Consider the following 14,442-nt stretch of genomic DNA (forward strand, 5'->3'; position numbering starts at 1 on the left):
AGCGGGGGCCGGGGGAGGCGTCCGGACCGGAGCGGGAGTCGGGGCAGGCGGCTGATCCGAAGCCCGGGCCGGATGCCGGGGGTGTCTCCGCGTCGGATGCCGGAGGTGCCTCCGACGCCGTACCCTCCGACGCCATGGCTACCGATGCCATGGCCACCGATGACGCCGTATCCCCCGATGCCGCGATACCCGGCGCCGATGCCGACACATCCGCCGCCGGTGCGGCCGTATCCGCCAGCACCGGCCTGAGCGCGCAGGACCCGATCAGCGGCCACACCCCGACCGGAGGCCCCCGATGACCGACGCCGCCGCCCTCCCCGGCCAGCCGCGCGGCGGGGTGCTGTCCGGCGCGGCGACCGCGCGCGCCGTCAATGTCCTCGCCCCGAACGCCTCCCCGATGACCCTGGACGGCACCAACACCTGGATCGTCTCGGAGCCGGACTCCGAGCGGGCCGTCGTCATCGACCCGGGTCCGCTCGACGACGTACATCTCAAGGCGGTCATCGCCGCCGCCGAGAACGCCGGGAAGCGGATCACGCTGACTCTGCTCACCCATGGGCACCCGGACCACGCGGCCGGCGCGGCGCGCTTCGCCGCCCTGACACGCACCCATGTACGGGCCCTGGACCCGGCGCTGCGGCTGGGGGACGAGGGGCTGGCGGCCGGGGACGTCGTCACCACCGGCGGTCTTGAGCTACGGGTCGTCCCCACCCCCGGCCACACCGCCGACTCGCTCTGCTTCCATCTGCCCGCGGACCGCGCGGTGCTGACCGGCGACACCGTCCTCGGCCGCGGTACGACGCTTGTCGCCCACCCGGACGGCAGGCTCGGCGACTATCTCGACTCACTGCGCCGACTGCGCTCGCTGACGGTCGACGACGGGGTCCGTACGGTGCTGCCGGGGCACGGACCCGTACTGGACGATGCCCAGGGCGCGATCGAGTTCTACCTCGCCCACCGGGCCAGCCGGCTCGCGCAGATCGAGACGGCCGTGGAGAACGGCTACCGTACGCCCGCCGAAGTGGTCGCCCATGTGTACGCGGCCGTGGACCGCTCGCTCTGGCCGGCCGCCGAACTCTCCGTACGGGCGCAGTTGCAGTATCTGCGCGAGCACGGGCTGATCTAGGCGTTATCTATATCTATCCGGCGCTGACCCGGGCGCGGTTCCGGTCAGTTCCTGCGCGACTAAGCGATTACGCGATCGTCGGACCGGGGTCGGACCGGACAGTTTCGGTCGGTCGCAACGCCGAAGGGTCTCCTCCGGCCGGAGGAGACCCTTCGAATCGAGCAGAACTGCCTCTACGTGGCGACTCGGCGCGAGGCGACTCAGCGCGAGCGCTTCGCCAGCCGCTCCACATCCAGCAGGATCACCGCGCGCGCCTCCAGCCGCAGCCACCCCCGCTGCGCGAAGTCGGCGAGCGCCTTGTTGACCGTCTCGCGGGAGGCACCGACAAGCTGGGCCAGCTCTTCCTGCGTCAGGTCGTGGACGACATGGATGCCCTCCTCCGACTGCACACCGAAGCGGCGCGACAGATCGAGGAGCGCGCGCGCCACCCGGCCAGGGACATCGGAGAAGACCAGGTCGGACATCTGGTCATTGGTCTTGCGCAGCCGCCGGGCGACGGCGCGGAGCAGGGCTGTGGCCACCTCCGGGCGCGCGTTCAGCCAGGGCTGGAGATCGCCGTGGCCGAGGCCCAGCAGCTTGACCTCGGTGAGCGCGGTCGCGGTGGCGGTGCGCGGGCCCGGGTCGAAGAGGGACAGCTCACCGATCAGCTCGCCCGGGCCGAGCACGGCCAGCATGTTCTCGCGGCCGTCGGGGGAGGTGCGGTGCAGCTTGACCTTGCCCTCCGTGACCACGTACAGCCGGTCGCCGGGATCGCCCTCGTGGAAGAGCGCGTCACCACGCGCGAGCGTCGCTTCACTCATCGAGGCGCGCAGCTCTGCCGCCTGCTCGTCATCGAGCGCCGCGAAGAGCGGGGCACGCCGCAGAACGTCGTCCACGTGTTCTCTCCTTGTCGACCTGCTCAGGGAACTGTGGTCCCCACCTGCGCGGGAACCGTCGTCCCCATGATGCCGTACGTGCCGCTTCTTCTCGGGTGGCTTGGCATCTCTGGGCCGTACGGCCCTCCGCCGGATTCCGCTTGTCCGAAACCATGCGATCAGTCACAAGTTTGACGTACGTACGTACGTTCAGGTGCCCGCTGTGCCGATTCGGGTGGTGATCGGCCATGGCCGGGGCGGATGTCAGTGCGGGGCTTTAGGCTGGCCGAGTGTCGAATCCGCCGATGACAGCGCAGGCCAAGGGGGCTGGAAGAGTGTCAGCGGAGCCAAATTCCGCTGTGGGCGAACAGCCCTCGGCGAAACCGAAAAAAGCCACAAAAGGATCCACCAGGACTTCCGCGAAGAGTCCCGTGAAGGGTGCGGGGGCCGCGAAGGGTTCCGCGAAAGAACCCGCACAGGGCAAGGAGACCTCGAAGGGACCGGCCGCGGGTGCCAAGGGCGCCGGGGGCGCGGGTGCCAAGCCCGAGTCGCGACTGGCCATGGTCCGCCGCGCCCGCCGGATGAACCGTGAGCTGGCCGAGGTCTATCCGTACGCCCATCCCGAGCTGGACTTCCGGAACCCGTTCGAGCTGCTGGTGGCCACGGTCCTGTCCGCGCAGACGACCGACCTCCGGGTCAACCAGACCACGCCCGCGGTCTTCGCGAAGTACCCGACGCCCGAGGACATGGCCGCGGCCGTGCCGGAGGAGCTGGAGGAGATCATCCGGCCCACGGGCTTCTTCCGGGCCAAGGCGAAGTCCCTGATAGGGCTGTCCACGGCGCTGCGCGACCGCTTCGACGGCGAGGTCCCGGGCCGGCTGGCCGATCTCGTTTCGCTGCCGGGCGTGGGCCGCAAGACGGCGAATGTGGTTCTGGGCAATGCCTTCGATGTCCCCGGCCTCACCGTCGACACGCACTTCGGCCGGCTGGTCCGCCGCTGGAAGTGGACCGAGCAGGAGGATCCGGAGAAGGTTGAGGCGGAGATCGCGGCCATCTTCCCCAAGAGCGAGTGGACCATGCTCTCGCACCGGGTGATCTTCCACGGCCGCCGTATCTGCCACTCCCGCAAGCCGGCCTGCGGTGCCTGTCCGATCGCGCATCTCTGCCCGTCGTACGGCGAGGGCGAGACGGACCCGGAGAAGGCGCGGAAGCTGCTCAAGTACGAGATGGGCGGCTATCCGGGCCAGCGGCTGAACCCGCCCCCCGACTACCCGGGCAAGGCGGCCGCGCCGATGGGCGCCGTATGAGACGCGCGTCACAGGCCGCGTCGGCGTCACCGGCGACACCTGCCTTACGAGCCGCTCCTGCCCTTACGCGCCAGGCCTGCCTTACGAGCCGTTCCCGCCTTACGGGCCGCCACGGCGGGCGGCATCCGGAGGTCCGTGTCCGGCGGGCGCCGTTCGGGCGGTGCGGCGTACGCGCGGGGGACTACGGTACGAGGCCGCCCGGGCGGAACGATCCGGCCGGTGGAAGGCGTTGAGCGACAGGGGTGCCTATGACACGAGCTGACAAGACCTACGACGATCCGGCGACCGGGATCGCCGTGACCGCCGACGGGCTGCCCGAGTGGCTGGCACCCGTCGAGCGCGCCGCGCAGACCGTGGCGCCCGAGCAGCTCAGCCGCTTTCTGCCGCCGGCGAGCGGACGCGGGCGGCAGTCCGCCGTGCTCATACTCTTCGGAGACGGCCCGCGGGGTCCCGAGCTGCTGCTGATGGAGCGGTCGACCAGTCTGCGTTCGCATCCGGGACAGCCCTCGTTCCCCGGCGGCTCCCTCGACCCCGAGGACGGCGATCCCGCCACGACCGGACCGCTGCGGGCGGCGCTGCGCGAGGCCGAGGAGGAGACCGGCCTCGATCCGTCGGGCGTCCAGCTCTTCGGCGTACTGCCGAGGCTCTACATCCCGGTGAGCGGTTTTGTGGTGACACCGGTCCTCGGCTGGTGGCGCAGCCCCACCCCCGTCGGCGTGGTCGACCCCGCCGAGACCGCCCGGGTCTTCACCGTGCCCGTGGCGGATCTCACGGACCCGGCCAACCGTGCGATCGCACGCCACCCCAGCGGGCATCACGGCCCGGCCTTCCTGGTGGCTTCTGCCCTGGTATGGGGCTTTACGGCCGGGGTGATCGACCGGATTCTGCATTTCGCGGGATGGGAGCGGCCGTGGGACCGCTCGAAGCAGGTCCCACTCGACTGGCACACATGACAGTCTGGCCCTCATGCTGTGCCCTTCCGGGGGCGGTGACCCTTTCCGGGCCCTGTGACCGTGGCGGATTCCGCCACGGCTCGCCGGGCCCGGCCGCCGACCGGACGGGGACTGGGGGCCGTACCACCACCGGCCGGGCGGCGGCCCGTACCGCCGGCCTGGACGGGCGACCGAGACGTATCCGCGAGGCTAGCGAGGCAATTGACGGTGAACGTGCTGGACATCCTGCTGCTGCTCGCCGCCGTATGGTTCGCGGTCGTCGGATACCGCCAAGGCTTTGTCGTGGGCATCCTGTCCGTGATCGGCTTCCTCGGCGGCGGCCTTGTCGCGGTCTATCTGCTGCCCGTGGTCTGGGCCAGGCTCACCGCCGACTCCGAGGTCTCCACCACGGCCGCCGTGGTGGCGGTGGTCATAGTGATCGTCTGTGCCTCCGTGGGCCAGGCCTTCACCACCCATCTCGGCAACAAGCTGCGCAGGCACATCGTTTGGTCGCCCGCCCGCGCCCTGGACGCCACCGGCGGTGCGCTGGTCAATGTCGTGGCCATGCTGCTGGTCGCCTGGCTGATCGGCTCGGCCCTCGCGGGTACGTCACTGCCGACGCTCGGCAAGGAGGTCCGCAGCTCCAAGGTGCTGCTCGGGGTCTCCCGGGTGGTGCCCGCGCAGGCGTCGACCTGGTTCACGGACTTCTCGTCCGTCCTCGCGCAGAACGGTTTCCCGCAGGTCTTCAGCCCGTTCGACAATGAGCCGATCACCGCGGTCCGGCCCCCGGACCCGGCGCTCGCGGGCAGCCCGGTCGCGGCCCGCGCCCAGAGTTCGATAGTCAAGGTCGTCGGTACGGCGCCGAGTTGCGGCAAGGTCCTCGAAGGCTCCGGCTTCGTCTTCGCCGAACGCCGGGTCATGACCAACGCGCATGTGGTCGGGGGCGTGGAGGAGCCCACCGTCCAGATAGGCGGCGAGGGCAAGCTGTACGACGCCAAGGTCGTCCTCTACGACTGGCGGCGCGACATCGCCGTACTGGACGTGCCCGATCTGCCGGCCACGCCGCTCCAGTTCACCGACTCGGACGCGGTGACCGGCGACGGCGCGATCGTCGCGGGCTTCCCGGAGAACGGCGCGTACGACGTACGCTCCGCGCGTGTCCGCGCCCGTATCAACGCCAACGGGCCGGACATCTACCGGCGCGGCGAGGTGCGGCGCGATGTCTACTCGCTGTTCGCGACCGTACGCCAGGGCAACTCCGGCGGTCCGCTGCTCACCCCGGAGGGCAAGGTGTACGGAGTGATCTTCGCCAGGTCGCTCGACGACCCGCAGACCGGCTATGCCCTGACGGCCGATGAGATCCGCGACGACATCGCGCTCGGCAGGACCGCCAACCAGCAGGTCGACACCGACCAGTGCGCGCTGTAGCCGGAGGCTTCCAAGCCCGGTCGCAGCCGCAGGCCGCAAGTCCGGTGCCGGACAGGTCCGGCGCCGGACTACAGGTCTGGCGCCGGACCGGCCCGGTGCCGGGCGTCGCGGGCCCGCGACGATCCGCCGGACAGGGCCTAGCTGCGCTGGTGGCGGAGTCGGGCCGAGACCCAGCGCGCCCTCCGGCGGAGAATCAGGGAAATGCCGAGCCGTGGATCATGGCCCTGACCTTCCGCGCCGCCCCTCTTGTGGGGGATCGGCCCAGCGGCCGAGCGGCGGTTGCGTGCTGCGTCACCGTAGTCGTGCGTCCAGCCCATACCCCGACGTCTGCCCGGGCCCCATGGTCGGTAACCGTACGGGAGAGGGCCAATTGGCCTATGCGCGAGGCAATTGGCTGTTCGTAGGACAAGCGTTCAGCAGGGGACCATAACGGTCCAGGGGTGCCGCCGTGCGGCCCTGCTGATCAGCCGTTCGGATCACCGGTCCGGGTGATGGTCGGTGATTCGGGTTATATGGTCAGCGATCCGGTTCCGGGTCCTGGAGCCAGTTGATGAGTTCCGAGGAGAACGCCGCCGGATCCTCCTCGTGCGGGAAGTGTCCCAGCCCATCGAACAGCCTCCAGCGGTAGGGCGCTTCCACATATTCGGCCGACCCCGCCGTGCTGCGCGTCCGCATGGCCGGATCCAGCGACCCGTGCAACTGGAGTGTGGGCACCCGTACCGCGCGCTTCATCCGCCGGTTGAACTGGATACCGTCGGGCCGCGCCATCGACCGCACCATCCACCGGTACGGCTCGATCGAGCAGTGCGCCGTCGACGGGATCGTCATCGCGCGCCGGTAGATCTCGATCGACTCGTCGTCCGGCAGCCCGGGCCCGGACCACTCTCGGATCAGCCGTCCCACCAGCGCCGCGTCGTCCGCGACAAGCTGACGCTCCGGCAGCCACGGGCGCTGGAAACCCCAGATATAGGAACCGGCCCGGCTCTGCGAGAAGTCGGACAGCATCGCCGAGCGCCACCGCCGCGGATGGGGCATCGAGGAGACCGCGAGCCTGCGCACCAGCTTGGGCCGCATCACGGCCGCGGTCCAGGCGAGATAGCCGCCCAGATCATGCCCGACGAGCGCGGCGTCGGGCTCACCGAGGGAGCGCACCACCCCGGTGATGTCGAGGGCCAGATTGGCGGGGTCGTACCCCCTGGGCGTACGGTCGCTGCCGCCCACCCCGCGCAGATCCATGGCCACCGCCCGGTAGCCGGCGTCCGCGAGCGCCGTGAGCTGATGCCGCCAGGTCCACCAGAACTGCGGAAAACCGTGCAGCAGCAGGACCAGCGGCCCCTCGCCCACCTCGGCGATATGGAAGCGGGCACCATTGGCCGCCACATCTCTATGTGTCCAGGGACCAGGAAGACGGACGGCAGAGGCCGGCGAATCAGCGGCGGTCATACAGACGAGCGTGCCACAGACCTGACGGGCTTCCCCACCTCGCGTGGATGCGGCTTGACGTTCTGCAGCACCGCGGCGGTCTGCTTCGCCGAAGCGATGCTCTTCTCCGGCGGCTTGACCTTCTTGAACTTCAGCAGGGCGAGCCCGGCGGCCAGCGCGGCGAGCACCAGAAACGCTCCGCCGACGATCAGGAACGACCAGGCGAGCCCGAGCCCCAGATTGTGGATCCCGTACGCGGCGGCGAAGCTCAGCACCGGCAGCGAGAACAGCGCGAAGACACCGGCGATGCTGATCGCGGCGCCGCCCATCGCGCCCCGCCTGACGTCCTGTCGGATCTCGGCCTTGGCCAGGGCGATCTCATCGTGCACCAGCGCGGACATCTCGGCGGTCGCCGAGGCGACCAACTGACCGATACTGCGGTCGGTGCCGACGGGCTCGACCACTGTGCCGGTCCGGACAGCGTCGGCGACATGCTTGCCGGGGTCGCTCATCGTGACTCCCTCTTCTCGCTTCTGTGCTACGGATCCGATGTCCGATCATGCCGGACTGTTGCCGTTGCCGCGCGCCGCCCCCGCGTGTTCCGCCAGCCTGCGGTGCTCCGCGGCCTTCGCCTCGTACAGCGCCGCCATGCGCAGGTGGTACGCCGGATCGTCCTGCTCATAGATGTCGGGTATGCCGTCGAGGTCCTCGTCACGTTCTTCCTCCTCGCACAGCACACGGTAGGTGCGGACCCGCATCTTGAGGAGAGCACCGGATATGACGGCGGCGATCAGCGAACCGGTCAGGACGGCCGTCTTCACCTCGTCGGTGAGGACCGGATCGGTGGCGAAGGCCAGCTCGCCGATGAGCAGCGAGACCGTGAAGCCGATCCCGGCGAGCGAGGCGAGGGCCAGGACATCCGGCCAGGCCAGGTCGTCGTTCAGCTCCGCCCTGGTGAAACGGGCGGCCAGCCAAGTGCCGCCGAAGATCCCGACGGCCTTGCCGACGACCAGTCCCAGGACGATCCCGAGGGTTTCCGGCTGGGTGAAGACTTCGCCGAGCGCGCCGCCGAAGACGGGCACACCGGCCGAGAAGAGAGCGAACAGCGGTACGGCCAGACCCGCCGAGACCGGCCGTACGAGATGCTCGATCCGCTCGCCCGGCGACTGCTTCTCGTCTTCCCTCCGGTGGCAGCGCAGCATCAGGCCCATCGCGACACCGGCGATGGTGGCGTGGACGCCGCTGTTGTACATCAGGCCCCAGACGACCAGCGCCAGCGGTACGTACACGTACCAGCCGCGCACCCCCTTCCTCAGCAGCAGCCAGAAGACGGCGAGGGCCACGACGGAGCCGCCGAGCGCCGCGAAGTTCAGATCGCTGGTGAAGAAGATCGCGATGATCAGGATCGCGAAGAGGTCGTCGACGACCGCGAGGGTGAGGAGGAAGGCGCGCAGCGCGGACGGGAGCGAGGTGCCGATGACCGCGAGAACGGCCAGCGCGAAGGCGATGTCGGTGGCCACGGGCACGGCCCAGCCATCCAGGTTCCCGTCGCCGACCACGTTGACCAGCACGTACACCAGCGCGGGTACGGCCATGCCGGAGAGCGCCGCTATCACGGGGAGCACGGCGGCCTTGGGATCGCGCAGTTCGCCCGCGACCAGCTCACGCTTCAGCTCGATACCGGCGACAAAGAAGAAGACGGCCAGCAGACCGTCCGCAGCCCAGTGCTGTACGGAGAGATCGAGGCCCAGGGCGGCGGGCCCGAAGTGGAATTCGCTCAGGGATACGTAACCGCCGCTCAGCGGGGTGTTCGCCCAGATCAGGGCGACGACGGCGGCGACCAGCAGAATCACACCGCCGACGGTCTCGGCGCGCAGCGCGTCCGCGAGATAGTTCCGCTCGGGCAGCGACAGGCGTCCGAGGAACTTGCGGGTGGGGGGCGTGGGCGCTGACACGGGTCTCGACCTCCGGGTCGGTTCTGTGCGATCGGCGAACATGACGGATCGCATGCCGACCAGACTTCCCGGCGCACCCAGAATCTTGTTGTGTTGTTGACGCGCTTCCTACCTTACCCGGGGTGCGCGGCATGCATATCGGATGATCTTCACGCGGAGCGGTACGGCACAGAGCGGGGCGCCCGGCACGATGGGTGTGCCGGGCGCCCCGCTCTGCGTATGCCTGTCCGTGGTGGCGGGGGCGTGCCCCGCCGTACCGCTGCCGCTGCCGCTCAGTCCTCGCTCGCCGCGGTGGGCAACTGCCGCTGGATCAGCTCCATGACGGAGGAGTCGGTGAGGGTGGTGACATCCCCGAGCTGGCGGTTCTCGGCGACATCGCGCAGCAGCCGTCGCATGATCTTGCCGGAGCGCGTCTTGGGCAGCTCCGCGACCGGCAGGATCCGCTTCGGCTTGGCGATCGGGCCGAGCGCGGTGCTGACATGGTTGCGGAGTTCGGCGACAAGACCGTCGTCGACGGTCGCGCTGCCGCGCAGGATCACAAACGCCACGATGGCCTGACCGGTGGTCTCGTCGGCCGCGCCGACCACGGCGGCCTCGGCGACCTTGGGGTGGGAGACCAGCGCGGACTCGACCTCGGTGGTCGAGATGTTGTGGCCGGAGACCAGCATGACGTCGTCGACCCGGCCCAGCAGCCAGATGTCGCCGTCGTCGTCCTTCTTGGCGCCGTCCCCGGCGAAGTACTTGCCCTCGAAGCGCGACCAGTAGGTGTCGATGAACCGCTGGTCGTCGCCCCAGATCGTACGGAGCATGGAGGGCCACGGCTCGGTCAGGACCAGATAGCCGCCGCCCCCGTCCGGCACCTCATTGGCCTCGTCGTCGACGACGGTCGCGGAGATACCGGGAAGGGCCCGCTGCGCCGAGCCGGGCTTGGTCTCGGTGACCCCGGGAAGCGGCGAAATCATCATGGCGCCGGTCTCGGTCTGCCACCAGGTGTCCACGATCGGGGTCTTGCCCGCGCCGATGTTCTCCCGGTACCAGATCCAGGCCTCGGGGTTGATCGGCTCGCCGACCGACCCCAGGACGCGCAGGGAGGTCAGATCGAACTTGGCGGGGATGTCGTCGCCCCACTTCATGAACGTACGGATCGCCGTCGGCGCCGTGTAGAGGATCGTGACCCCGTACTTCTGGACGATCTCCCAGAAGCGGCCCTGGTGCGGGGTGTCGGGCGTGCCCTCGTACATGACCTGGGTGGCGCCGTTGGCCAGCGGCCCGTAGACGATGTACGAGTGGCCGGTCACCCAGCCGATGTCGGCGGTGCACCAGTACACGTCCGACTCCGGCTTGAGGTCGAAGACGGCGTGGTGGGTGTAGGACGCCTGGGTGAGATAGCCGCCCGACGTGTGCAGAATGCCCTTCGGCTTACCCGTCGTGCCCGAGGTGTAGAGGATGAACAGCGGGTGCTCCGCGCCGAACGCCTCCGGGGTGTGCTCCGCGGACTGGCGGCCCACGATGTCGTGCCACCACACATCACGGGTGTCGTCAAAGGCGGTGTCCTGGCCCGTACGCCGTACCACCAGCACATGCTCGACCTGCGGACACCTGGTCACGGCCTCGTCGATGGCGGGCTTGAGCGCGCTCGGCTTGCCCCGGCGGTAGCCGCCGTCGGCGGTGATCACCAGCTTGGCGTCGGCGTCCTGGATACGGGAGGCGACCGCTTCGGCGGAGAAGCCGCCGAAGACCACGGAGTGCGCTGCCCCGATCCGCGCGCAGGCCAGCATCGCGACGGCGGCCTCGGGGATCATCGGCAGATAGACCGCGACCCGGTCGCCCTTGCGCACCCCCAGCTCGGTGAGGGCGTTGGCGGCGCGGGACACCTCGTCCTTCAGCTCCGCGTAGGTGATCGCGCGGCTGTCGCCCGGCTCGCCCTCGAAATGGATCGCGACCCGGTCGCCGTGGCCGGCCTCCACATGGCGGTCGACGCAGTTGTACGCGACATTCAGCTCGCCGTCCGCGAACCACTTCGCGAACGGCGGGTTCGACCAGTCCAGCGTCTCGGTCGGCTCGGTGACCCAGGTGAGCCGCCTCGCCTGCTCGGCCCAGAAGCCAAGCCTGTCCGCCTCGGCCCGCTCGTACGCCTCCGCCGTCACATTGGCGTGCGCGGCCAGCTCGGCCGGCGGCGCGAACCGCCGCTCCTCCTTGAGCAGATTGGCCAGGCTTTCGTTGCTCACGACATCTCCCTTTCCCAGGGCGTCCTATGTGTCCCGGGCCTAGCTCATCAGGCGGATGCCCGGGTGACAAGGGTGTTCCGGAAATTGGTTTAGACCTATGCGGCGCCTGCCCCGCTGCGGCGTTCCGTACGGTGCTGGGCGGCCCCCTCCCGGAACAAATGAGGAAGGGGGCCACACACTCTCACGGATGGGGCAGGGGCCGGGTTCAGGCGCGCGACTCCTCCAGCGTGGTCGGGGTCACCCGGTTGAACACCTCTTCGCCCGCTCCGCCGCCGAGGCCGGTGCCGATGCCGTCCGCCAGGAGATAGGCCTGGGCCTCGCCGACATGGAAGTACATACCGTGCAGCTCCAAGGTGCCCTCGGCCAGCCTCCGGGCCACCGATTCCTGGGCCCGCAGATGCTCCAGCTGCTGGACCACATTGGTGAGACAGAGCTGCTCGACCGCGTCGGCCGGCAGCCGTCCGGCGATCCGGGCCCAGGAGTGATGCGGGCTTCTCATCCGCTCCAGGCTGGGCAGCCCATGGCGCAGCCAGCGCCGCAGGGGTGTCGGAGGCCCGTCGTCCGCGTCGGCGGGCGCGTTGAGCAGGGCCTGCATCGCACCGCACCCCGAGTGCCCGCAGATGGTGATGGAGTCCACCCGCAGCACGTCGACCGCGTACTCGATCGCCGCGGCCACCGAGTCGTCCGTACCCCCGCCGTCCGTTCCCGGCAGCGGCACCAGATTGCCGACGTTCCGTACGGTGAAGAGGTCGCCCGGGCCGCTTGATGTGATCATGCTGGTGACCAGCCGCGAGTCGGCGCAGGTGAGGAAGAGCTGCGAGGGCTGCTGGCCCTCCCGCGCCAGCCGCGCCAGTTCGTCGCGCATGAGCGGGGCCGTGTTTCTCTGGAAAGAGCTGAGCCCGCTGGCCAGTTGACGGATGCCCGGCGTACGGCCCTGGCCCCCAGCTCCTTCCTGCCCGTCCGACTGGGCTTGACCGGGCCGGTGGGTCTCGTCCCACGGATCGCCGCCGGATCCAACGCCATTGACAGTGCTACTGGCCTCGATGGCGTTGACCTCGGCAGCGTTGGCCCCGGCAGCGTTGGCCCCGGTGGCATTGGGCTCGGCGCCGTCGGGCTGGTCGTGGCGCGGCCGGAAGTCGGCCGAAGCCCCGCCTCCGGTCCGGCCGTTGGCCGCGTGCTCCTGCCCCGCTTCCCCCACCCCGGCGTAGCTGGGCTCCTTGGACCTCGCGGCGGCTGTCTGCTCCGACGCTGCGTGCTCATCCGTGGGATGCCGGCCGCAGTGGTGGTTGCGCCAGGACGTCCAGGGCCGGCAGCAGGCATGGAACTCGACGGCGGGTTCGAGCCGCGCCCCCGCGCCGCCGGTGAACTCGGCCGTACCGCCCCGGGCGATATGCGCGGCCCGCCAGTCGTACAGAGCCTCATGCGCCGCGTGGTCCATGAAGGACCCGTCCAGCTCGATGACACAGTCCGCTCCGTCCGGCACCTGTTGCAGCATCCGGCTGAGCCTCGGCACGGCGAGGAACGTCAACTGCCCGCGCGCATGGATACGGTGCACACCGCTCTGCTCCTCCGTCGTGATCCGCGTCCTGGTCAGGCGGTGCAGCGACAGCGCGACCGCCACCGCGATCCCGATGACCACGCCTTCCAGCACACCGGTGAACACGACCGCGGCCAGCGTCGCCACGTACACCAGCAGCTCGCGGTTCCGCCGCACGTTCCGCATGTGCGTGAGGTTCACCATCTGGATTCCGACGAACATCACCAGCGCCGCCAGGGCTGCCAGCGGGATCAGATCGAGCACGGGCACCAGCAGCAGGGCCGCGACCGCGATCCACAGGCCGTGCAGCATGGTCGAATTCCTGCTGACGCTCCCGGCCGCCACATTGGCGGCGCTGCGCACGGCGACCCCGGTGATGGGCAGTCCGCCGAGCGCGCCGGATACGACATTGCCCGCGCCCTGACCGGCCAGCTCCCGGTCAAGACGGGCCGGCGGGATATGGACGCGCGGTGCCTTGCGTCCGGCCACCAGCTTGTCCACGGCGACAGCGGAGAGCAGCGACTCGACGCTTCCGACGATCGTGACGGTGAGTACGGCCGCGAGCAGCCCCAGCACCGGCCCCTCGGGCAGTTCGGGCATGGCGTGGCTCCGCCAGGAGGGCAGATCGACGCGCTCCAGACTGAGCCCGGCCAGGGCGGCCGCGGTCGTCGCCACGGCCACTGTGGCGAGCGCGGCCGGAACCTTCCGTACGATCCGGCCCACGCGGCCCGGAATCCGCGGCCACACGAGCAGCACCGCGATGGTCAGGGCACTCACGGACAACGCGCCCGGATGCAGATTGGCCAACTGGGCGGGCAGCCCCAGCACATTGGCGACGGCCGAGCTCTGGGGCGAACCGCCGAGCACGATATGGAGCTGGGCGAGGGCGATGGTGACGCCGATGCCCGCGAGCATGCCGTGCACGATCGCCGGGCTGACCGCCAGCGCCGACCGGGCCACCCGCAGCGCCGAGAGGGCGAGTTGCGCGAGCCCGGCGCCGATGGTGATGGCGCAGGTGGTGCGCCAGCCGTAACGCTGGATCAGATCGGCCGTCACGACGGTGAGTCCGGCCGCGGGCCCGCTGACCTGGAGCGGTGCGCCGCCCAGCCGGCCGACGACCAGCCCGCCGACCGCGGCCGCGACCAGACCGGCCTGGAGCGGTGCGCCGGTGGCGAGCGCGATGCCCAGGGAGAGCGGCAGCGCGATCAGGAAGACGGAGATCGAGGCGGACAGATCCGCCCCGGCGATCCGGAAGCGGCGCCCGCCCGGAGGCGGGCTGTGGGGTCTCCCGAAGCGTGAGATCCGGCGAAATCGGGATCTGGCCGTGGTGCGGCTCGTCTGCGAGGCGTGATCGGTACGGGTGCTGACGCAACTGGACATGTTCTCCGTCTCCTCCGGGGGCGGCGCGGTCGCGGGCATGGGCGCGGCCGTGAGGCACGGCGTGCAGCAGCGGAATGCGCAGCTCAACTCTTGGTAAACGGATCGTAATGGAGAGTAAAGATTGCGGCAGGATTTTCCGGGCAAATGGTGCAACCATTCACCGATATCGGTGATTAGTGATTTTGTACGGCTTGTCGTTTCTTCGTCTCGTCGGCCCCGATGCGACGGTGTCCACGCTCGGCGCCGTGTCGGCAGTCGCCGCTCGGCACTTCG

11 protein-coding genes and 1 pseudogene are annotated in these 14,442 nt (G+C 70.0%); 5 read left to right on the forward strand and 7 right to left on the reverse strand.

All coding sequences use genetic code 11. The annotated features are described in order from the left end of the window. Both WH07_RS40915 and WH07_RS06855 read left to right on the forward strand, forming a co-directional pair. Nucleotides 1–299: pseudogene (locus WH07_RS40915) on the forward strand (hypothetical protein); the annotation flags it as partial. Next, nucleotides 296–1,126: an MBL fold metallo-hydrolase gene (locus WH07_RS06855; protein WP_046496565.1), complete on the forward strand. Its 831-nt coding sequence runs from the start codon at nucleotides 296–298 to the stop codon at nucleotides 1,124–1,126. The pseudogene WH07_RS40915 and the gene WH07_RS06855, both read left to right, overlap by 4 nt. 200 nt (nucleotides 1,127–1,326) lie before the next feature. Here the strand turns inward: WH07_RS06855 and WH07_RS06860 are convergent, their stop codons facing one another. After that, nucleotides 1,327–2,001: a Crp/Fnr family transcriptional regulator gene (locus WH07_RS06860; RefSeq protein WP_015034542.1), complete on the reverse strand. Its 675-nt coding sequence runs from the start codon at nucleotides 1,999–2,001 to the stop codon at nucleotides 1,327–1,329. Between the two features lie 284 nt (nucleotides 2,002–2,285). Here WH07_RS06860 and nth point away from each other — a divergent pair, with 284 nt between their 5' ends. The 3 genes from nth (at nucleotide 2,286) to WH07_RS06875 (ending at nucleotide 5,647) form a co-directional block, all read left to right on the forward strand. Next, complete coding sequence (gene nth / locus WH07_RS06865) at nucleotides 2,286–3,287, forward strand: endonuclease III (RefSeq protein ID WP_079023003.1); 1,002 nt, start codon at nucleotides 2,286–2,288, stop codon at nucleotides 3,285–3,287. 248 nt (nucleotides 3,288–3,535) lie between these two features. Then, nucleotides 3,536–4,240, forward strand: a complete 705-nt coding sequence (locus tag WH07_RS06870; RefSeq protein ID WP_046496569.1) for an NUDIX hydrolase — start codon at nucleotides 3,536–3,538, stop codon at nucleotides 4,238–4,240. Nucleotides 4,241–4,447: 207 nt separating this feature from the next. Continuing rightward, nucleotides 4,448–5,647 (forward strand): MarP family serine protease, encoded by a 1,200-nt coding sequence (locus WH07_RS06875; protein ID WP_046496572.1) that lies wholly within the window; start codon nucleotides 4,448–4,450, stop codon nucleotides 5,645–5,647. A gap of 137 nt (nucleotides 5,648–5,784) precedes the next feature. Here WH07_RS06875 and WH07_RS40920 read toward each other — a convergent pair whose 3' ends face one another. The 6 genes from WH07_RS40920 to WH07_RS06900 form a co-directional block, all read right to left on the reverse strand. Further along, nucleotides 5,785–5,964: a hypothetical protein gene (locus WH07_RS40920; protein WP_079023004.1), complete on the reverse strand. Its 180-nt coding sequence runs from the start codon at nucleotides 5,962–5,964 to the stop codon at nucleotides 5,785–5,787. Nucleotides 5,965–6,163: 199 nt separating this feature from the next. Next, entirely contained in the window at nucleotides 6,164–7,090 is a 927-nt protein-coding gene (locus WH07_RS06880; protein WP_046496574.1) for an alpha/beta fold hydrolase, read from the reverse strand. Continuing rightward, a complete protein-coding gene (locus tag WH07_RS06885) occupies nucleotides 7,087–7,581 on the reverse strand; it encodes a phage holin family protein (protein WP_079023005.1) in 495 nt (164 codons plus the stop codon). Before WH07_RS06885 ends, WH07_RS06880 begins: the two co-directional genes overlap by 4 nt. A gap of 45 nt (nucleotides 7,582–7,626) precedes the next feature. Next, the gene (gene nhaA, locus WH07_RS06890; RefSeq protein ID WP_198533737.1) at nucleotides 7,627–9,024 is read right to left on the reverse strand and encodes a Na+/H+ antiporter NhaA; all 1,398 of its coding nucleotides are present in this window, start codon (nucleotides 9,022–9,024) and stop codon (nucleotides 7,627–7,629) included. A gap of 272 nt (nucleotides 9,025–9,296) precedes the next feature. After that, nucleotides 9,297–11,252 carry an acetate--CoA ligase gene (gene acs / locus WH07_RS06895; RefSeq protein ID WP_046496576.1) on the reverse strand — a complete coding sequence of 652 codons (1,956 nt, stop codon included), beginning with the start codon at nucleotides 11,250–11,252 and terminating at the stop codon, nucleotides 9,297–9,299. A gap of 205 nt (nucleotides 11,253–11,457) precedes the next feature. After that, nucleotides 11,458–14,169, reverse strand: a complete 2,712-nt coding sequence (locus WH07_RS06900; protein WP_106409520.1) for a bifunctional SulP family inorganic anion transporter/carbonic anhydrase — start codon at nucleotides 14,167–14,169, stop codon at nucleotides 11,458–11,460. Nucleotides 14,170–14,442 lie beyond the last annotated feature (273 nt).

This window comes from Streptomyces odonnellii (assembly GCF_000981895.1).
Lineage (GTDB): Bacteria > Actinomycetota > Actinomycetes > Streptomycetales > Streptomycetaceae > Streptomyces > Streptomyces odonnellii.